The sequence below is a fragment of the Mucilaginibacter sp. A5337 genome, assembly GCF_059690695.1.
Genome location: NZ_JCAWEC010000009.1, coordinates 107796 through 126632 on the forward strand (window position 1 = coordinate 107796; position 18837 = coordinate 126632).

Annotated in this window: 26 protein-coding genes; 20 read left to right on the forward strand and 6 right to left on the reverse strand. The window is 39.8% G+C overall.

What is annotated here, in order from left to right; genetic code table 11:
- Window positions 1-74: 74 nt before the first annotated feature.
- Complete coding sequence (locus AC59JO_RS25980) at window positions 75-956, reverse strand: glycosyltransferase family protein (protein ID WP_497309132.1); 882 nt, start codon at window positions 954-956, stop codon at window positions 75-77.
- A 197-nt stretch (window positions 957-1153) separates the two neighbouring features.
- Here AC59JO_RS25980 and AC59JO_RS25985 point away from each other — a divergent pair, with 197 nt between their 5' ends.
- The 5 genes from AC59JO_RS25985 to purE all read left to right on the forward strand — a co-directional run bounded on the left by AC59JO_RS25985 (window position 1154) and on the right by purE (window position 3700).
- A complete protein-coding gene (locus AC59JO_RS25985) occupies window positions 1154-1543 on the forward strand; it encodes a hypothetical protein (RefSeq protein ID WP_413668525.1) in 390 nt (129 codons plus the stop codon).
- A 66-nt stretch (window positions 1544-1609) separates the two neighbouring features.
- Complete coding sequence (locus AC59JO_RS25990; protein WP_497309135.1) at window positions 1610-2749, forward strand: 5-(carboxyamino)imidazole ribonucleotide synthase; 1140 nt, start codon at window positions 1610-1612, stop codon at window positions 2747-2749.
- A 64-nt stretch (window positions 2750-2813) separates the two neighbouring features.
- Complete coding sequence (locus AC59JO_RS25995; protein ID WP_497309137.1) at window positions 2814-3008, forward strand: four helix bundle protein; 195 nt, start codon at window positions 2814-2816, stop codon at window positions 3006-3008.
- A gap of 26 nt (window positions 3009-3034) precedes the next feature.
- Window positions 3035-3157, forward strand: coding sequence for a four helix bundle protein (locus AC59JO_RS26000; RefSeq protein WP_497309139.1), 123 nt, complete (start codon window positions 3035-3037; stop codon window positions 3155-3157).
- 39 nt (window positions 3158-3196) lie between these two features.
- Window positions 3197-3700, forward strand: coding sequence for a 5-(carboxyamino)imidazole ribonucleotide mutase (purE, locus tag AC59JO_RS26005; RefSeq protein WP_497309141.1), 504 nt, complete (start codon window positions 3197-3199; stop codon window positions 3698-3700).
- Between the two features lie 133 nt (window positions 3701-3833).
- Here the strand turns inward: purE and AC59JO_RS26010 are convergent, their stop codons facing one another.
- A complete protein-coding gene (locus AC59JO_RS26010; RefSeq protein WP_497309143.1) occupies window positions 3834-4397 on the reverse strand; it encodes a YqgE/AlgH family protein in 564 nt (187 codons plus the stop codon).
- A 108-nt stretch (window positions 4398-4505) separates the two neighbouring features.
- Here AC59JO_RS26010 and pdxH point away from each other — a divergent pair, with 108 nt between their 5' ends.
- The 3 genes from pdxH to AC59JO_RS26025 all read left to right on the forward strand — a co-directional run bounded on the left by pdxH (window position 4506) and on the right by AC59JO_RS26025 (window position 7235).
- A complete protein-coding gene (gene pdxH / locus AC59JO_RS26015; RefSeq protein ID WP_497309145.1) occupies window positions 4506-5153 on the forward strand; it encodes a pyridoxamine 5'-phosphate oxidase in 648 nt (215 codons plus the stop codon).
- Entirely contained in the window at window positions 5150-5647 is a 498-nt protein-coding gene (locus tag AC59JO_RS26020) for an NADH-quinone oxidoreductase subunit C (protein WP_413668531.1), read from the forward strand. The genes pdxH and AC59JO_RS26020 overlap by 4 nt, the downstream gene beginning before the upstream one ends.
- A 391-nt stretch (window positions 5648-6038) precedes the next feature.
- Window positions 6039-7235 (forward strand): NADH-quinone oxidoreductase subunit D, encoded by a 1197-nt coding sequence (locus AC59JO_RS26025; protein WP_497309208.1) that lies wholly within the window; start codon window positions 6039-6041, stop codon window positions 7233-7235.
- A gap of 166 nt (window positions 7236-7401) precedes the next feature.
- On the opposite strand, the gene AC59JO_RS26030 is transcribed toward AC59JO_RS26025, so the two are convergent.
- Together AC59JO_RS26030 and AC59JO_RS26035 are read right to left on the reverse strand one after the other, a co-directional pair.
- The gene (locus AC59JO_RS26030) at window positions 7402-8502 is read right to left on the reverse strand and encodes a S1C family serine protease (RefSeq protein ID WP_413668532.1); all 1101 of its coding nucleotides are present in this window, start codon (window positions 8500-8502) and stop codon (window positions 7402-7404) included.
- 12 nt (window positions 8503-8514) lie between these two features.
- Window positions 8515-9084 (reverse strand): RNA polymerase sigma factor, encoded by a 570-nt coding sequence (locus tag AC59JO_RS26035; RefSeq protein ID WP_413668533.1) that lies wholly within the window; start codon window positions 9082-9084, stop codon window positions 8515-8517.
- A 333-nt stretch (window positions 9085-9417) separates the two neighbouring features.
- On the opposite strand from AC59JO_RS26035, the gene AC59JO_RS26040 reads away from it, so the two are divergent.
- The 3 genes from AC59JO_RS26040 (at window position 9418) to AC59JO_RS26050 (ending at window position 10568) form a co-directional block, all read left to right on the forward strand.
- Window positions 9418-9624, forward strand: a complete 207-nt coding sequence (locus AC59JO_RS26040; protein ID WP_413668534.1) for a hypothetical protein — start codon at window positions 9418-9420, stop codon at window positions 9622-9624.
- A gap of 178 nt (window positions 9625-9802) precedes the next feature.
- The gene (locus tag AC59JO_RS26045) at window positions 9803-10009 is read left to right on the forward strand and encodes a hypothetical protein (protein ID WP_413668535.1); all 207 of its coding nucleotides are present in this window, start codon (window positions 9803-9805) and stop codon (window positions 10007-10009) included.
- 109 nt (window positions 10010-10118) lie between these two features.
- On the forward strand, window positions 10119-10568 hold the full coding sequence (locus AC59JO_RS26050) for a hypothetical protein (protein ID WP_413668536.1): 450 nt from the start codon (window positions 10119-10121) through the stop codon (window positions 10566-10568).
- 76 nt (window positions 10569-10644) lie between these two features.
- Here the strand turns inward: AC59JO_RS26050 and AC59JO_RS26055 are convergent, their stop codons facing one another.
- Window positions 10645-11100, reverse strand: a complete 456-nt coding sequence (locus tag AC59JO_RS26055) for a PA2169 family four-helix-bundle protein (protein WP_413668537.1) — start codon at window positions 11098-11100, stop codon at window positions 10645-10647.
- A 76-nt stretch (window positions 11101-11176) separates the two neighbouring features.
- Here AC59JO_RS26055 and AC59JO_RS26060 point away from each other — a divergent pair, with 76 nt between their 5' ends.
- The 7 genes from AC59JO_RS26060 to AC59JO_RS26090 all read left to right on the forward strand — a co-directional run bounded on the left by AC59JO_RS26060 (window position 11177) and on the right by AC59JO_RS26090 (window position 16985).
- A complete protein-coding gene (locus AC59JO_RS26060) occupies window positions 11177-11305 on the forward strand; it encodes a hypothetical protein (RefSeq protein WP_413668538.1) in 129 nt (42 codons plus the stop codon).
- 450 nt (window positions 11306-11755) lie between these two features.
- Window positions 11756-11980: a hypothetical protein gene (locus tag AC59JO_RS26065; protein WP_497309149.1), complete on the forward strand. Its 225-nt coding sequence runs from the start codon at window positions 11756-11758 to the stop codon at window positions 11978-11980.
- A gap of 91 nt (window positions 11981-12071) precedes the next feature.
- Complete coding sequence (locus tag AC59JO_RS26070) at window positions 12072-13574, forward strand: ATP-binding cassette domain-containing protein (RefSeq protein ID WP_497309151.1); 1503 nt, start codon at window positions 12072-12074, stop codon at window positions 13572-13574.
- 124 nt (window positions 13575-13698) lie between these two features.
- Entirely contained in the window at window positions 13699-14823 is a 1125-nt protein-coding gene (gene mqnC / locus AC59JO_RS26075; protein WP_497309153.1) for a cyclic dehypoxanthinyl futalosine synthase, read from the forward strand.
- 73 nt (window positions 14824-14896) lie between these two features.
- Window positions 14897-15448 carry an SMC-Scp complex subunit ScpB gene (scpB, locus tag AC59JO_RS26080; protein ID WP_413668542.1) on the forward strand — a complete coding sequence of 184 codons (552 nt, stop codon included), beginning with the start codon at window positions 14897-14899 and terminating at the stop codon, window positions 15446-15448.
- 142 nt (window positions 15449-15590) lie between these two features.
- A complete protein-coding gene (locus AC59JO_RS26085) occupies window positions 15591-15782 on the forward strand; it encodes a hypothetical protein (protein WP_413668543.1) in 192 nt (63 codons plus the stop codon).
- 81 nt (window positions 15783-15863) lie between these two features.
- On the forward strand, window positions 15864-16985 hold the full coding sequence (locus AC59JO_RS26090) for a GNAT family N-acetyltransferase (RefSeq protein ID WP_497309156.1): 1122 nt from the start codon (window positions 15864-15866) through the stop codon (window positions 16983-16985).
- A gap of 25 nt (window positions 16986-17010) precedes the next feature.
- On the opposite strand, the gene AC59JO_RS26095 is transcribed toward AC59JO_RS26090, so the two are convergent.
- Window positions 17011-17352: a helix-turn-helix domain-containing protein gene (locus AC59JO_RS26095; RefSeq protein WP_090524822.1), complete on the reverse strand. Its 342-nt coding sequence runs from the start codon at window positions 17350-17352 to the stop codon at window positions 17011-17013.
- Between the two features lie 310 nt (window positions 17353-17662).
- Here AC59JO_RS26095 and AC59JO_RS26100 point away from each other — a divergent pair, with 310 nt between their 5' ends.
- Together AC59JO_RS26100 and AC59JO_RS26105 are read left to right on the forward strand one after the other, a co-directional pair.
- Window positions 17663-18070, forward strand: coding sequence for an Rrf2 family transcriptional regulator (locus tag AC59JO_RS26100; protein ID WP_121227240.1), 408 nt, complete (start codon window positions 17663-17665; stop codon window positions 18068-18070).
- 55 nt (window positions 18071-18125) lie between these two features.
- Window positions 18126-18767 carry an NAD(P)-dependent oxidoreductase gene (locus AC59JO_RS26105; RefSeq protein WP_413668545.1) on the forward strand — a complete coding sequence of 214 codons (642 nt, stop codon included), beginning with the start codon at window positions 18126-18128 and terminating at the stop codon, window positions 18765-18767.
- Window positions 18768-18837: the final 70 nt, after the last annotated feature.

The window sequence follows — 18837 nt, forward strand, 5'->3', positions numbered from 1 at the left end:
CGTGGGATAGTTAGCCACTCGGCAGGAGCCGAGCGGCGGCAAGGATAATTGTATTTTGAATAGCGTTTAATTACCTACCGCTCCACTATCTTATAATTTCTATACTCGCCAACGCGCCAGCCGGTAAGGTCCTCAATTTTTTGCAGTGCCTTGCGGCGGAAATCCATACCAGCCCTCAGCTTTTTAGAGTCGAAATCAATATTCCAGTTGGTAGCTGCTATGCGTTTTTGTATAGGTGCCGGATGAGTACCGGTAAAGCGAATTAAACGATCCGCGTTGCCATAATCAAATTCGTAAGTTTCGGGCAAATGCTCGGCAAACCAGGTTTCGTCGTGATAAAATTTATTAAAATTTCGCACCTTATGGGTTAACCCTTGCGGTGGCTTGGCCCAGCCGTAATGATATATATAAGCACCAATAAGCTTTACATTTATTTTGCGGTTGTCAAGCCTAAATCCCTGCGCATCGCGATACGAGTGAATCCCTTTGATATTCTTCAGCAAACGGATCTCGCGGCGGTACCAGCGTCTTGAATGCCCGTAATAATCATAGGAGCCATAAAAGTGTAAATACTTAAACAGTAAACCTTCAATATTGGGTTTATTTAAAGCTTCCTGCATTTCCCTTTTGATGAGTGGATGATACTTTTCATGCACAGCTTCATCTCCCTGGATATAAAAACACCAATCGGCATCGGGCGATATGGCGGCGAAAGCTTTATCAGTCTCCACGGCAAATACCCTTCCACCTTCCCGTAATGACTCGTCCCAAACAGAGTCAATAATTTTAATGATCGACGAGTTAATGCCCTCAATCAATTGCCGGGTACCATCATCTGAATTACCCACTACTACAATAAACTCATCGCAAAGCGGTAATATTGAAGTAATAGCCTCAACAATAGGATAATCGTTACGTACAGCGTTTCTGATAAAGGTAAAACCGGATACTTTCATAAGCGGTGTAAAGATAGGCAAGAGAATCAAAATTTGAAGACAGAATCAAGACTAGCAGATGCAAGATTCAGGACATCGCCCGGTGGATACTATCAATTTGTGACATTGGGATTAACGCATTTTGCCCGCCGATGCGTTACTTTGCACATAATAACATACTGTACAATTAGCAGTAATCCATATCAATAAATATCACTATGAAGGCACTCGCCAGGCAACTTTTTAAAACTTTTCTTTTTTCGGTAATCATATCTATAGTAGCAAGCTGTATATATTACGCACTTCAGCACAAAGGTGTAGGTGAAGATCTGAAAGCAATATTGCCTTCTATATCTGAAGGTGTGGCCTTTTTGAACATCATCATTTTTGTGATGACATTACCTATGCTGTTTTTAGCAAACCCGGCTTATTACAATAATCTCTCGATACGACTGGTGCTTTACTATGCAGGATCAATTGTGTTCACAATTACCGCTTTCAGGCTGCAGCTAAGCCCCGAAAACAAAGCGGTTTACTTTATCACCGCAATTACATTTGTTATAGTGCATAGCGTTTTTTATTATCTGATGACCAAAAAACGTCGTTGAACCATTGTAGTTTAAAGCATTTGTAGGCTTTTTGAAAGATTTAGGCTAAACTTGCAGTTGCAAAATATGAAAGCATTTTACGGAGATTTAAAACTGGGTATTTTAGGCGGCGGGCAACTGGGCCGCATGCTGATACAGCAAGCCATAAACTATAACGTTACTGTTAAAATACTTGATCCCGACCGTGAAGCACCTTGCCGCAAACTTTGTGATGAGTTTACGGTAGGTTCACTGGGCGATTATGAAACGGTATATAACTTCGGCAAAACTGTCGACCTGCTTACCATCGAAATAGAGAAGGTTAATGTTGATGCCCTCGAACAATTGGAAAAAGAAGGTGTAGCGGTTTATCCGCAGTCACGTATTATCCGATTGATCCAGGATAAAGGCCTGCAAAAGCAGTTTTTCAAGGAAAATGATATCCCAACTGCCGACTTCCAGATCATATCGTCGCCACAGCAGCTTCAGCAAAGTTTAATCCCTTTCCCTTATATCCAAAAATTGCGTAAGGATGGCTACGATGGCAAAGGCGTATATAAAGTAATTGACGAAAGTTACCTTGCCGGCGCTTTTAAAGAGCCAAGTCTTATTGAGCAATGGATAGATTTTGAAAAAGAGATCGCGGTAATTGTAGCCCGCAATGAAAACGGCGAGATCAGCACCTTCCCGATGGTTGAAATGGAGTTTAACCCTAAAGCCAATTTGGTGGAGTTTTTGATCGCTCCTTCTACCCTTCCATTCGCAATACAGCAAAAAGCAGAACAGATTGCCAAAAAAATTGCCGACAGCCTTAAAATTGTAGGCTTGCTGGCAGTTGAAATGTTTTTAGATAAGCATGGCCGCATCCTGGTAAATGAATTGGCCCCGCGTCCGCATAACAGCGGTCACCAAACCATTGAAGGCAACGTGGTATCACAATTTGAGCAGCATTTAAGGGCGATATTTAACCAGCCTTTGGGCGATACCGCCTGCCTTAACAATGCCATTATGGTGAACGTATTAGGCGAAGCCGGTTACGAAGGTCCCGCAATTTATCAGGGCATTGAAAAAGTATTGAAGGTACCGGGAGTATATATCCATCTTTACGGCAAAGCGCTAACCAAGCCATTCCGAAAAATGGGGCATGTTACTATTGTTGACGCAGACAGGGAAAAGGCGATAGAAAAGGCTCGTTTTGTACAAAAGATACTGAAAGTAATTAGTTAGTTCAGTTCATGGTTTATAGATCATGGTTCATGGTAGCTCCTTTTACTGATAATTATATTTTATAATGGCATTTAGATTTGAGGATCTTCAAGTTTGGCAGAAAGCCATGGATTTGGATGAACAAATAAATCAGCTAACAAAAACATTTCCCAAAGAAGAAATTTATATTTTAACATCACAGATAAAACGCGCAGCTGATTCTGTTGTTCTAGCAGAAGGATCAACCGGGCAAAGTAAAGCAGTTTTTAAGGTCTTTTAGGTTATTCTCTAAGATCTGCCATTGAAGTGGTAAGCTGTCTTTTTATTGCAAAAAGAAGAAACTATATCGCTGAAGAAAACTTTAAAGATTTATATGCTGATTATGAAGTACTGGTAAAAATGATCACGGCATTGAAAAATTCCATCTAAGCCGATCTTCCATGAACCATGATCTATGAACTATTAACTATGAACAACAACACTACAAAAGTCGCCATTATAATGGGCAGCAAATCGGATCTGAATGTAATGCAGGATGCTGCTGATGTTTTAGCCGAATTAGGCGTTGAATATGAAATAACCGTGGTATCGGCCCATCGTACGCCTGATCGTATGTTCAGCTATGCCCGTGCCGCTGCTGATCGTGGCATAAAAGTAATCATCGCCGGTGCCGGCGGTGCAGCTCACCTACCGGGTATGGTGGCATCATTAACACACCTGCCGGTTATCGGTGTGCCCGTAAAATCAAGCAATTCTATCGATGGCTGGGATTCTATCCTATCCATATTACAAATGCCAAATGGTATCCCTGTAGCAACAGTAGCTTTAAATGCAGCCAAAAACGCAGGGATCCTTGCAGCCCAAATCCTTTCAACCGGAGATGAATACCTGGTAAAGAACCTCATCGACTTTAAAGAGAACCTTAAAAAGAAAGTTGAAGAATCGGCAAGGGAAATGGAGGATAGTGATTAGAGATTGGAGGTTAGAGATTAGTTAGCTCAAGCTTATACAAATTGAATGAGAAAAGGCCATAGTTTACTACGGCCTTTTCTCATTTCTAAATATTATAGTCTAATCACTAATCTCCAACCTCTAATCTCTCACACTAATTCAAAGCCGGATTTTCAGGAAAATTGGCAATGTGGGCGTAGCGCTGACCAAGGCTGATCACTACCTGTCGCCATAGATTTTGTTCATCGAGGGTAAACAATGTTTCTATATCAAACTTGTTGGTCACAATCCAGCTGTCTTCTTTTATTTCTTCATCAAGCTGCTGAGGTGTCCAACCCGAGTATCCGGCAAAAAACTTAATTTCTTCGGTGCTTAACTGATAATTGGATACCAAATATTTCACCTGTTCAAAATCGCCGCCCCAGTAAAGGCCGTCGGCTATTTCAATGCCCCCTTCTATTTTATCAGGTGCGCAATGGATAAAATGCAATGTATTTTTGGCTACGGGGCCGCCCTCGTAAACAGGCATCTCCGAATAGGAAACATCAGGTAGCACATCACCCAGTAAATATTCACTTTGATGGTTCAGGATAAAACCCATAGCTCCCTCCTCAGAGTATTCTGTCAAAATTATTACGGATCTCTTGAAATTCGGATCCATCATAAATGGTTCCGAAATAAGTAAATGGCCTGCCGCGGCCGCTATAGGACTAAGCATAAAGTTTAGCGTTTAAATACATAACAAGCATAGTAAAAATATGTTCAATTATGAATAATGATTTACATCATTATATACGGTTTAATTAATTTGTAAGTTTGCATTGAAATGAATCAGCAGGAAATACAAAATTTAAGGCAGGACTATAGCGCATCTACGCTGTCGGAAAATAGCACCAAAGCCGATCCTATTAAACAGTTTGAACAATGGTTTAACGAAGCTTTGGAAGCAAAATTGCACGAACCCAATGCTATGACGCTTTCAACAGCTACCATAAATGGCAAGCCCTCGGCACGTATTGTACTTTTAAAAGGCTTTCATACAGGTGGTTTTATATTTTTCACCAACTACTTAAGCCGTAAAGGGAAAGAAATAGCCAAAAACCCGCAGGGTGCACTTACATTTTTTTGGGGAGGCCTTGAGCGCCAGGTGCGTATTGAAGGCACTATCGAAAAAGTAAGCAAGGAAGAATCTGAAAAATATTTTCACTCACGCCCTAAAGGCAGCCAGGTTGGTGCGGTAGTATCGCCACAAAGCCAGGAAATTGAAAGCCGTGAACTGCTTGAACAAAAATGGAATGAACTCGAAGCTGAATATGCCGATAAGGAAGTGCCCAAACCATCCTATTGGGGCGGATATGTCTTAAACCCACAATTGGTTGAGTTTTGGCAGGGAAGGCCAAGCCGTATGCATGACCGTATCCTGTATAAAAAAACTGATAAAAAAACCTGGAAAAAAGTACGCCTTGCACCATGAATTTTGATGATATTAAACAACTGCTCACCGAAAAATTTGGTGATACTGTAATTGCCGGCGAAGAAACATCGGGCTTACAGCCAGCCCTGCTCATTAACCCTGATGATATTACAGCCGTATGCATGGAGTTACGTAATAATCCAAAAACTTATTTCGATTTCCTGTCGAGCTTGAGCGGAGTGCATTATAACGACGAATCAAATCGCTTTGGTGTGGTTTATCACCTGGCTTCTATCCCATACAAAACACAGCTTACTTTAAAAATAAGTAAACCCCACGAAAAAGAAAGTTCTGAACTGCCCGAATTTAAAAGCATAACATCCGTTTATCGTACTGCCGACTGGCACGAGCGTGAAGCCTACGACTTGCTGGGTATTTACTTTGAAGGTCATCCCGATCTTCGCAGGATTTTGCTGCCCGACGATTGGGAAGGCTTTCCTTTAAGAAAGGATTATCAGAACGCAGAGTTTTATAAAGGCATCAGGATAGATTAGTAGCTTATTACAAACCTATATTTTGCTATTTTAAGGTTTAAGCAATTTATCCAACTTTAGCCGCTACTACAAACAGGGGATTGCTCTTTAAAATAATTTGATGCGTCTGAAAAAATCGCCAAAAGAAATTCTCGCACTAATTATTTGTCAGACTTACCACAATTAATCGAATTACACGAATTTTCAATTGCATAAATTAAAAATTCGTGTAATTCGATTAACTTGAGAAAATTAGTGTAAAAATTTCTTATTCGCTCACCTCTATTTTTTAAAAGCAATTTCCCTACTACAACAGCCCTATAATTGAAAAAAAAAGCTGATTTTTGATATCTATATTATAGTATAACTATACTATATACGGCTACTAATTTAACAGCATATAAAATTGGTCATTACAAACCCTAAATACGAAGAAGCCCTACTCAGGTACAATAAAAAGATAGCCGACGCCAGCGTTGAGGATATGATCCTGAATGTAGGTCCGCAGCACCCCTCAACTCATGGTGTTTTGCGTCTTGAACTCATTACCGATGGTGAAATAGTAAAAGAGGTTATTCCCCATATTGGTTACCTGCACCGCTGTTTCGAAAAACATGCCGAGTCGTTAACCTATCAGCAAACCATTCCTTTTACTGACAGGCTGGACTACCTGGCTTCCATGAATAACAGCCATGCCTTTGTAATGGGGGTTGAACGTATGATGGGTATTGATAAGGATATCCCTAAACGTGTAGAATATATCCGCGTGCTGGTTTGTGAACTAAACCGTATAGCGTCGCACCTGATAGCCATCGGTACTTATGGTATTGATATAGGCGCCTTTACCCCCTTCCTATGGTGTTTCAGGGATAGGGAACATATTATGGGCATGCTGGAGTGGGCATCGGGCTCGCGCATGTTATATAACTATATTTGGGTAGGAGGTTTATTTTACGATCTGCCGGTTGGCTTTGAAGAACGCTGCCGCGAATTTGTAGAATATTTTAAGCCCAAAATGGTTGAGCTTAACCAATTGCTTACCGATAACCAGGTGTTTATATCCCGTACAGCCAATGTTGGTGTTTTACCACTTGACGTAGCTATAAACTACGGCTGCTCGGGCCCCATGTTACGCGCCTCGGGTTTGAAATGGGATTTACGCCGAATTGATAACTATTCGGCCTATCCTGAGATTGATTTTGAAATCCCAATTGGCCGGGGCCTGATGGGTAAAGTTGGCGATTGCTGGGACAGGTATAAAGTACGTGTTGATGAAATTGAACAATCATTAAAGATTGTTGAGCAATGCCTTGACCGTTTGCAAAAAGAGCTGAAGCGCACGCCCGATTTTGATCCCCGTGCTAAAATGCCGCGCAAAACCATTCCTAAGGCGCAGGATTATTATGTACGCTGCGAAGGCGCCAAAGGTGAACTGGGCTTTTATTTTATGACAGACGGCAAATCAGAGATCCCAACCCGCGTAAAATCCCGCGGACCAAGCTTTAATAACCTTTCAGTATTGCCCGAATTATCCAAAGGTGTATTGATTGCTGATATGATAGCCATTGTAGGCTCAATCGACTTTGTTTTAGGCGAGGTTGACAGGTAAGCTGTCTGAACTCGAATTTATTGAACTAAAGGAATTTATTGAATTTTTCCTACATTCTGTCCATTATTTAATTTCATAAATTCGAGTTCAGACACACAAAAAAAGAGACCCCTCACGGCGTCTCTTCTCATTTTAATATATTAATTTTTATTGAGTGGGCTAATGATTACTGGTTATATACTTTAACCATAAAAACATAGTTTTTAAGCTTATTGCTTTGTTGGGTACGGCTTAAGCCGGCCAATTTGTTCTTAGTATTCAAATTAAGCGTTTTTGACAATGAATCTGTTGGGATGTTCTGTATCGCTTTTAGCAGGTAAGTTGACTTTTTAGCAAAATATGCGCCTGCAACCTGCGTTTGACGGGCGGTAATAACACCTATCACATTTCCTTTCTCATCAAGCAACGGGCCACCTGAATTGCCTGGGTTTACAGGCACAGAGATTTGATATTCGGTGGTGTCGCCCGAATAATTTGCTGCTGAAGCCAGATAACCTCCTCCATAAACCATATTATCGGCAGGGTAACCAAGTGTGTATACGCTTTCTCCCAGATCACCTTCTGCCCTTTTAAGATTGTATGGTATAGGACCAAGATTTTTAAATAAAGGATCATTGATCTGTAATATGGCCAGATCATACTTAGGCTCCGTATAAATAACCTTTGCATGGAAGGATTCCCCGGCTGCATTCTGTACATAAACTGAATCAGCATTTTTTATCACATGGTAGTCTGTAGCCAGGTAACCATTTGATGTTAGTGCAAAACCAGTGCCCCTGAAATTGGCGGGCGGGGTAGTTGCTTTAGGCCTTACAGGCGTACGACTGCCCACGTTAACATTAATACGCTTAACTTTATTATCAATAGAATTGATTTTGCCTATCAGTTCCTCATACTTTGACTTATCGTTATTAAGCTTACCTGTAACAATCAATACGCTTAACACTGCAAATATCAGCACCGAGGCTGCTACAGATATCTTTGAATGATGGTTACGCCACATACGTACAATCCATACCGGGTGGATCATCACTTCTTCTTTCAGTGCATGAACATCAATTTCGGCATGAATAGCGTTCAAGCGATTTTCAAGCTCAAGGCGTTCGCCATATTGCTTAAGTAAGCCAATAAACTTAATATGTTCAGTAACTTTACTTTCAACAGCCGCATCGTTTTTGCGGAGCAGCTCAAATTGAACACGCTCTTCTGCAGTCATACTGCCGTCAAGGTACCGTTCAATAAACTCCGTAAGTTGGTTATCACTCATCTCTTGATCTCCTTATTTTTGCTGAAAAAACAATTTCTTCAGCCTTTGCAGGCATTTGTACTTTTGGGTTTTGGCATTATCCGCATTGGTATAGCCAAACCGCTCGCAGATCTCCTGCATCGATCTGTTTTTTATATAAAAGTCCTCCATAATGGTTTTACAGGGTTCGCCTAATAACTGGAGCGCACTCTCCATTTTACCAAACTGAATATCCCGCTCACTATGGTTGTCTATTTCTTCTTCAACTGGCAGGTGCTCTTCAAAATCCCTGATATCGCCACCGTACCTGTTCATCTGGCTTAACCTTTTTAGCCAAAGCCGCCGGCAAACCGAGTATATATAGGTTTTAAGCTTACTGTTAAGCTCAAAATCACCTGCTTTAACCTTATTGTAAAGAACTATAATGGCTTCCTGATAAATATCTTTGGCATCATCCTCATCGCCATTGTTGTTAATGATCAGCTGTAATATCATCGGAAAATAAGTTAAGTAGAGCTTCTTCAGCACTATTTCCGAATTATTAAGTATCCCAAGAACTATTTCACTATCTGTTGGAGCCGAAGCTTTTAAGTCTTTATTCACTCTTAATACTATTTAGGCCAAATTGTAACCCACTAATTATCAAAAAAAATCAAACTAAAATAAATTAATAACATTAGCATTACATTTCATTCCCTGTAACAATTGCATTCCGCTTAAAGTTTATATTTAATACCGTATGGTAAACAAGGTAACCCAATGTTAAAAACTATGCAGGCAAATCTGCAATAAAAAAACCGCTTGCAAAAACGCCTGCATTAAACTAATAATCCCAAGAATTTACAATTAGTTAAATTTTGATGGGTTACCTTTTTCAATAACTTGTATTAATCATCAAACGATCACAAAAAAAATTAACATTTAAAACTTCAAAAAATGAAAAATTCATTCAAATTAGGTTTCTTAGCTTTAGTTCTTGCAGCTTCTTTTTCAGCTTGTGGCGGTGACGCTAAAAAAACTGAAGGCGATACTACTAAAACTGTAGTTGATTCAACTAAAGTTGTTACCGATTCAACTAAAGTTTCTGCAGATACTACTAAAACTGCTGCTGATACTACTAAAAAAGACACCACCAAGAAATAATTATTTCTGATAAAATAGAAAGCCGTTAAATATCATTTTTAATCTTTTTCTATTGATTTTTTAGTTATCCATCAATAAAAAAGGTGACTCGTAATTTTTTTTCAAAATTATGGGTTACCTTTTTTTATTTCTGGTATTAAGGTGTAAACTATTAAATCACTTATTTAAAAAATTAAACATGAAAAATTTCAAATTAGGCTTTTTAGCTTTAGCTATCGCTGCTTCTTTCGCTGCTTGTAAAGGTTCTTCTTCAGCTTCTTCTGCTGATTCAACTAAAGCTGACACTTCTAAAATGGCTGCTGACACTACTAAAGCTGATACTACTAAAAAAGACACTACTAAAGCTGCTGCTGACACTACTAAAAAAGACACTACTAAAAAGTAATTTAACTTTTTATGTTAAAAAGCGCCCTGGTTTTCCGGGGCGTTTTTTTTTGCTCAACACCAGCCAAACAATTTCAACTGATATTGCTTAATGTGTTAAGCAATAAAACATGAGATATTCAGAATGGAAAACGCTTAATGCCGATGAGCGCAAAAACATTGGCTGGCACCGCCGCCCTCACATACGTACCGCTACCCTTTTTACTATAATTTTTGCTATAACATTTACTATTATATTATTCGGGATAAGCAAGAACAGCACCGTACATCTTAATCGTAAACCAACGGCAAAAGAAAGTTTTATTATGGCAAAGCTTTTTGTGAAAGAAAAACTAAAGCAACCTCAGAAAGCGGTTTTCCCTGACGCAGGCTTTAAGTCGGTCATTGATACAACAGCCAATATCTACCAGGTACAATCAACTGTAAAAATTGAAAACGATAATGGTAAAATGGAACAATCGGCATGGGAAGTTAAAATGCTCTATACAGATGGCGACTGGGCCGAGAAAAACAGCTGGCAGGTTAAGGATATTACTATCCTTCCGCAACCCTTAAACTAATCCTTATTACTACAAATGAAAAGGAGCAGTTATAATACCGCCCCTTCTGCTAACTTAATAATAAAAAACAACCCTTTTAGTGAACGCTATCGCGCAGCGCTTTGATCTCATCGTGCGCGTCAAGCAATTCACTTTCCTGTTGGCTGATAGTTTCGCGCAGATAAGCCGGCAAATTTTCATCTTCAAGTGCTGTGCGATAGGCCTTTAAAATAGCATCTTCACCAAATTCGCATTCTTCTAATACGTTATGGGTATCATGTCCGGTAAAAGCAGCTTTTACGTCGAGCCAAACCCTGTGTATTTTACCACTGGTAGTTGTGCCGGTTTCAATATCTTTTCCAAAAGCACTAACCTCAGTACCCAAAGCAAGTTTGTAACCCTGGCTTTGACCTATAAGCCTTGTGAAAATCGACTTTAATTCAACGTCATCATCTTTCAAATCTTTTGAAGCACGTTGATAGCCTTCAATCCTGTCATTGTTGATCTGAATCAGATCATTCAAAATTTGTACGGTTGCTTGTGTGTTTTCCATGATTAGATGTTTTTATACTATAATCAACCCATCAAAAATTAAATTGTTTAATTAATTATATAAAAAATATCTCAAAATGAAATTAACCTTTGCCACGAAAAAGCGAAATAATCCAGATGATAACAGCGATTACCACGACAACAGCTATGATACCGGTGATAGCCCCTGCTTTAAATATTCCGGTGATAACGGAACAGCTGCTTAATGTTAACAACACAAATCCCAAAAGTAAAAAATGTAAGTTTTTCATGATAAATATTTAAACAGATAAAGTTTAATGATTGGTTTATTCCAGGTCATTATTATGATAACAGGAATACAATAATCAGGCCTCTTTGATGTTAAAACTAAACGGATTGAATGTATGATAGCAGATGAGTAATTCCGAGCTAATAACTGTATACGGATGTATACAATTTACAGCGGTATTGTTAAAAATAACTTAATGTTACAACTGCACTTCGATCAATAAAATATTTTGCAAATAACAGTAGCCTGAAAAACAAATGTTAACAGCATGTGTTAATATAGTAACATTATAAACCACCATAAGATTATCAAAAATTTATTGAAGGTTTTAAGTTTACACCTGACTCTGTAGTTGGGTGATGTTTTATAGTATAATTTATTTGTTAACACTTTATTCCCACCAACTATGACAATACAGGTACAACCCAACATTCAATGTGAAAACTGCATTAAATGCGGCAGAAGGCCCCATGTTGAACAACATAAAAAATACTGGGTGCTCACCTGCCCAAACAAGGCCTGCAAAAATTCGGTAAAATACCTCATCGTTGATTTTGCCACCTGGAACAGGCTCAACAAAAAGGCAAACGAAATACCAACCACAACTGAAACATTAAAACGTATCGCTTAACAGAAAAGAAAGTAAGAATAGTAAATCCACAAAAAATTTCATGGCTTTAACCCAGATGAGTACTTTTACGCGCTACTCTACTTGCTAAGCTATGACAAATGCACTTCTATCAATAAATAAAGCAACTGTACGTTTTTTAAATACAACATTATTTACCGGCTTAAACTTTAATATAAACAAAGGCGAAAGCTGGGCCCTTATCGGCGAAAGCGGATCAGGAAAGAGTGCGCTGTTACAAACCATAGCAGGACGTTTTAACATTACGGGAGGCGCAATAGATTATCATTTTTGGAATGACTACTCCAAATTTTTCAACGCAAATGATATTGCCACGCCACATAAACTGATTGCGCTGGTTGAACCTAAGCACCATTTCCGCAATCTTTCAAATACTACAGATTTTTACTATCAGCAGCGCTATAATTCATCTGATTCCGAAGACGCACTTACAGTTACAGACTATCTAAATACAGTGCCCCGATTTTCATATGGCAATGCATCCTGGACAATTGATAAAGTAGCTTCCTTATTAAGGCTGGAAACATTACTTAACAAACAGATCATCAAACTATCAAACGGCGAAACCAAACGCCTGATGCTGGCTGCCGCATTGCTTAAAAACCCGCTACTATTGATGCTTGACAGCCCCCTAACCGGGCTGGATGTAAAAACCCGTGAAGAATTTAATGGCATTATTGAGCAAATTACAGCTTCGGGTATTGATATTATCATGGCTACCTCAATTCATGAAATCCCTTCTGCCATCACTCATGTTGCGGTATTAAGTAAGGGGGCTATTGTTCATGAAAGTATCAAACAGGATTTTAAAGCCGAACTTTTTGAACAGGATAAAACCGATACCATTGACACAGACCAGTTATGCGCCCTGCTCAATATTGATAAAAACCCTGTTGCTTACAATCATATTGTAAAAATGAATAAGGTACATATTCAATATGGCGACAAGGTAATACTGGATGATGTAAACTGGCAGATCAATCCCGGAGAACACTGGGCTTTATTAGGGCCAAACGGGGCTGGCAAATCAACATTGCTAAGTTTAATTAGTGGTGATAATCCGCAGGCATACGCCAACAACATTGTTTTATTTGATAAAAAACGCGGCACCGGCGAAAGCATCTGGGACATCAAAAAGAAAATCGGCTTCGTATCACCCGAATTGCACCAGTACTTTCCTACCGATAACAGCTGTTTACAGGTAATCGAGTCCGGCTATTACGATACCCTTGGCCTTTTCAGACAGAGTAATAAAGAACGCGCCGAAATAGCTTTAAGATGGATGAAAGCTTTAGAGATTGAAAAGTACGCCCGTGTGCTGCTCAAAAACATCCCGGCAAGTGCACAACGCCTTTGCCTGCTGGCCCGTGCATTGATCAAAAATCCGGCATTGCTGATTTTCGATGAACCCTGCCAGGGCATGGATGATCATCAGCAACTCCATTTTAAAAACCTTGTTGATACCATTTGCAGCCTCGGTAGTGTTACCCTTATCTACGTTACCCACTATCAGCATGAAATACCTAACAGTGTTGATAAAGTTTTAAGGTTGGATAAAGGGAAGGTGGTTTCTTGAGATTAAAGGTTAAATGTTAAAGGGAAATACTTTCAATAACCGATTGTTTTAACCATTACATTTATTTGTCAATTATTTAACAGCGCACAAAATCAAATTATCAACTTGCGTATATTTGCCTGATATGAATACAGCCGATCTGTTGCAGCGCGCGTTGCGGTTTGATTTTTTAACGCTTGAAGAAGGCGTTTACCTGTATAACAACGCCTCAACTGCCGAGTTGATGTACACCGCCAACGAACTTCGTAAAATACAGGTTCCGCATGGTAAGGTTACCTGGCAAATTGACCGTAATGTTAATACCACCAACGTTTGTATAGCCAATTGTAAGTTCTGTAACTTTTTCCGTCGCCCCGGCCACGAAGAAAGTTATATAACCGATATTGAAACTTATAAAAAGAAAATTGAGGAAACTTTCCGTTACGGCGGCGATCAGTTGCTGTTACAGGGAGGGCACCACCCCGATCTGGGACTAAAATTTTATACCGATCTCTTTCGCGAACTGAAAAAGCTTTATCCTAAGCTGAAACTACATTCATTAGGTCCGCCGGAAATTGCGCACGTTGCCAAATTAGAAGGCATGCCACATATTGAGGTTTTAAGGGCGATGAAGGAAGCGGGTTTAGATTCATTACCAGGAGCCGGTGCCGAGATCCTGAACGACCGTGTTCGCCGTCTGATATCAAAAGGCAAATGCGGCGGTAAAGAATGGCTTGATGTAATGCGTGCAGCTCATCAGCTTAACCTGCCTACATCAGCAACCATGATGTTTGGCCATATTGAAACCATCGAAGAACGTTTTGAACATTTAGTTTGGATCCGCGAGGTACAAGCCGAAAAACCGGAGGGGTACTACGGCTTTATAGCATTTATTCCATGGCCATTCCAGGACGATGGAACCCTATTACGCAAAGTACGCGGTATCACCAACAATGTAACCGGCGACGAATATATCCGCATGATTGCCCTGAGCCGCATTATGCTTCCCAACATTAAAAACATCCAGGCTTCATGGCTTACCGTTGGCAAACAGGTTGCTCAACTTTGTTTACATGCAGGAGCCAACGATTTTGGATCAATCATGATTGAAGAAAACGTAGTATCGGCTGCCGGCGCACCACACAGGTTTACAGCCAAAGGTATCCAGGAGTCCATAAAAGAAGCTGGCTTTGAGCCTCAGCTCCGTACCCAGCGGTACGAGTGGCGCGATATCCCCGTTGAAATTGAAGAACAAATTATAAATTATTAAGTCCTTAGTAGCAGTCGCAGTTGCAGTAAAACAAAATAGCTGCAACTAAAAACTGCAACTGCCACTAACTAAAATGGAACAATACATAGAGGCCCTAATTTTCGCGTCTGAGCAGGCAATCCGGCTGGAAGAGATCATGTACTGCCTCCAGGCTGCTTTTGAACGCGATTTTACCAACGAGGAAGTAATCGATGCCGTAAGCAGGATCCATGAAAAATATCAGCATCATAGCTTAGCCATCGAGCTGGTAAAAATTGGAAATGGCTACCAGTTTCTCACCAAAAAGGAATACCATGCCGTTATTAACCTGCTGCAACTGCAACGTTCAAAGAAAAAACTGAGCCAGGCAGCTTTGGAAACTCTTGCTATTATCGCCTATAAACAGCCGGTGACCAAGCCCGATATTGAACAGATCAGGGGTGTAAACTGCGATTATTCGATCCAAAAATTACTCGAAAAAGAGCTGATAGCTATAGTAGGTAAATCAGAAGGGCTCGGAAAACCTATACTTTACGGTACAAGCAACTTGTTTATGGACTATTTTGGAATCAACAGTATTGAGGAATTACCTCAACTTAAGGATTTTACAAACAATAATGCCACTATAGGCGAGCAATCAGAATAATTTTAATTTCTGTTTTAAAAAAAATCAATTTTAGTTATTTTTACTATTGAATCGATAGGGATAACAGATTTGAAAAAACGCTTTTCTTTATCTGATTTTAATTATTATTATTGACGAAGTTTAATTTATAAAATCCATTACAATGGGAGCGCCAAAGAAACCGAACACTAAAAAGATTCAAGACTCTGATAACGATGCGGAGGACGATGATCTGGAGCCAAAAGCAAAGAAGAAGTACGATGACGATGATGATGACTTTGACGGCCCTTTAGATGACGATCTGGGCAGAGGGGGCTATGAGTCATTTGATGACGACGACGAAGACGATTATTAACATATAAAAATATACTATTTTGTAAAGCATTCAGACTATGCCTCTGGATGCTTTTTTTATTATCTACCGGCAACAAAACGCATGAAAGTAACTGAAATACAGGACAAAGCATCAAAAAAAGCATTTCTGGATGTGGCCCGCATCATTTATAAGAATGACCCTAACTGGGTTTGTCCGCTTGATAATGATATTGAAGCCGTGTTTAATCCGGCGAAAAACAATTTTCATCAGCATGGTAAATGCACACGCTGGATCCTGACCGATGATAACGGCCAGCTGATTGGCCGTGTTGCGGCTTTCATCAATGAAAAAAAGGCATATAACTATGAGCAACCGACAGGCGGCATGGGTTTTTTTGAGTGTATCAATAGCAAAGAAGCTGCTTTCCTGTTATTTGATACCGTAAAAAAATGGCTCAAAGAAAACGGTATGCAAGCCATGGATGGCCCCATCAATTTTGGTGAAAATGACAACTTTTGGGGCTTGCTGGTTGAGGGTTTTACTCCTCCCTCCTACGGTATGAACTATAATCATCCATATTACCAGGCTTTTTTTGATGAGTATGGCTTCAAAACCCAATACGCACAAATCACCAACCATGTTGATGCCCATAAACCCTTCCCCGAGCGGTTTACCAAGATAGCCAATTGGGTGGCCAAAAAACCAGGATACGATTTCAGGCATTTTGAGATCAAAAAAATCGAAAAATTTGCGGCCGATTTTATTGAGGTTTATAACGATGGCTGGAAAGATTTCGAAAATTTTGTGCCCATTACTCATAGTACCATTATGGAAAGCTTTGAAAAAATGAAGCCCCTGATGGATCCCAAGCTAATTTGGTTTGCCTATGTTGATGATGAGCCGGCATCCTTCATGATTATTTTACCCGATGCCAACCAGATGCTTAAACCGCTTAACGGTAAACTTAACCTGATAGGCAAGCTCAAATTTTTATATTACCGGTGGAAAGGCGTATCCCGTATGCGGGCTATTGTAATGGGCACCAAACAGAAATATCAAAAACATGGCCTCGAATCGGCAATGTTTATAAAATTAAAAGAATATGTATTGCCATTAAAGCGCTATGACGAACTTGAATTATCGTGGGTAGGCGATTTTAACGACAAGATGATAGCCATTCATGAAGCAGTTGGTGCTACATTCGGCAAAAAGCATTTAACAATGCGTTATATTTTTGATTAGCCCGGCACAAACCGGGCCTCAAAAATTATGCGGTTACTTTTGAATGTCGAAGTTCTTCAAATAGTTCAATTACTTTTTTCTGCAAATCAATTACTTCAGTTTCGCGGTCCATTAGGCGCTTGTTAACAGTTTCCAGCTCATTAACAAATTTCTGATCCTGCTCGGTATCATTAAAGGTAAGCAACTGAACTACAGACATTTCAAACAGATTGGCGATCTGCTCAAGTCTTGACAGGTTTATATCCGTAATCCCCGTCTCAATCTTTGAGAAAGCAGGAATTGAAATATCCAATCTCTTTGCAACGTCCTCCTGACTCCACCCCTTTTGATGACGTAATAATCTGATTTTTTTTCCGAGAGTTTTCATTTGGTTAAATTAATAGTGTAGGTTTCGCAAAAGTTAATTACTTTACAATAATATTTATTATCACGCTAATTATCAACTAATTTGCGTAAAATTTTATTTTAAAGTGTAGTTAATTGTTGCGATTGGTAAATCCTTTAAATTAAAGCAAATTAATCCTTTTAAAACATACCCGTAACATGGTATTTTTCCGAATAATTCAGGTTCGGGATTTTCATCCCATTGTAATTTAGTGCGCAAAAAAGCGTAAAAAATTCTTCTTTTTAAAATTTATGTTTCATTTTTGTACTGTAATATTTTTTATTACAGATAAATGAACGGACAATTTCAAATAGCAACCCATGTATTAACCCTGCTTTGCAAGCAGCCGGGCGAATTATTATCGTCCGAATACGTGGCCGGCAGCATGAATGTAAACCCGGTTCTGGTACGTAAAGAGATGCGCAAATTGCGCGCCTGCGGGCTTATTGAAAGTAAAGAAGGTAAAACCGGCGGCTACAGCCTGGCCCTTCCTCCGCAAAAAATCACCCTTGCTGATGTTTATAAGGCTGTAAAACTACCACCAGCTTTGGGTCAGGCCAAAAACAAGCCAAATCCCGCCTGCCCTGTCGGCAAGCAAATTGGAGCACATCTTGATCATTTAGCCGATGACGTTGAAGCGGCCATTATTAAAAAATTAAGCACTATAACCATTTTTGATTTTGTAAATCAATTCGATTAAAAAAATTTAAAACAAACTGTAACAAATTTAATTACAATATAAAAACCAAAACACCATGAAATTAGCACTAATAGGAGCCACAGGCTTTGTAGGAAAAGCAGTATTAGCCGAGGCTTTACTACGCGGATACGATGTAACCGCCATTGCCCGTAACCCGAAAACTGATGTTGAAAACGCTAAACTAACGCTTAAAACCGCCGACGTATATAATGTTGATGAATTAACAGAAGCTTTGAAAGGCCATGACGCTGTAGTAAATTCATTCAATGCCGGCTGGACAAACCCCAACTTATACAATGACTTTATCAAAGGCTCCGAAACTATACAACAGGCAACCAAACAAGCCGGGGTAAAACGCCTGTTAGTTGTTGGCGGTGCCGGTAGTCTTTACATAGCTCCGGGCGTACAACTGGTTGATAGCCCACAATTCCCGGCCGAATGGAAAGCCGGCGCTACCGCAGCCCGTGACTACCTGAACGTCATTAAAAAAGAAGAAGATTTAGACTGGACGTTTCTAAGCCCAGCTATTCACCTGCATCCTGGCACCCGCACAGGCGTATACCGCACAGGTACAGACGAGCCGGTATTTAACGGCAAGCACGAACACGAAATTTCAGTTGAAGATTTAGCAGTTGCTATTTTGGATGAACTGGAAAACAATCAGTTTGTGAAGAGACGGTTTACTGTGGGGTATTAAGCCCCCTCTAAATCTCCCCCTAAAGGGGGAGACTTCTAATAAGCCCTCTCCCTTTAGGGGAGGGTTTGGG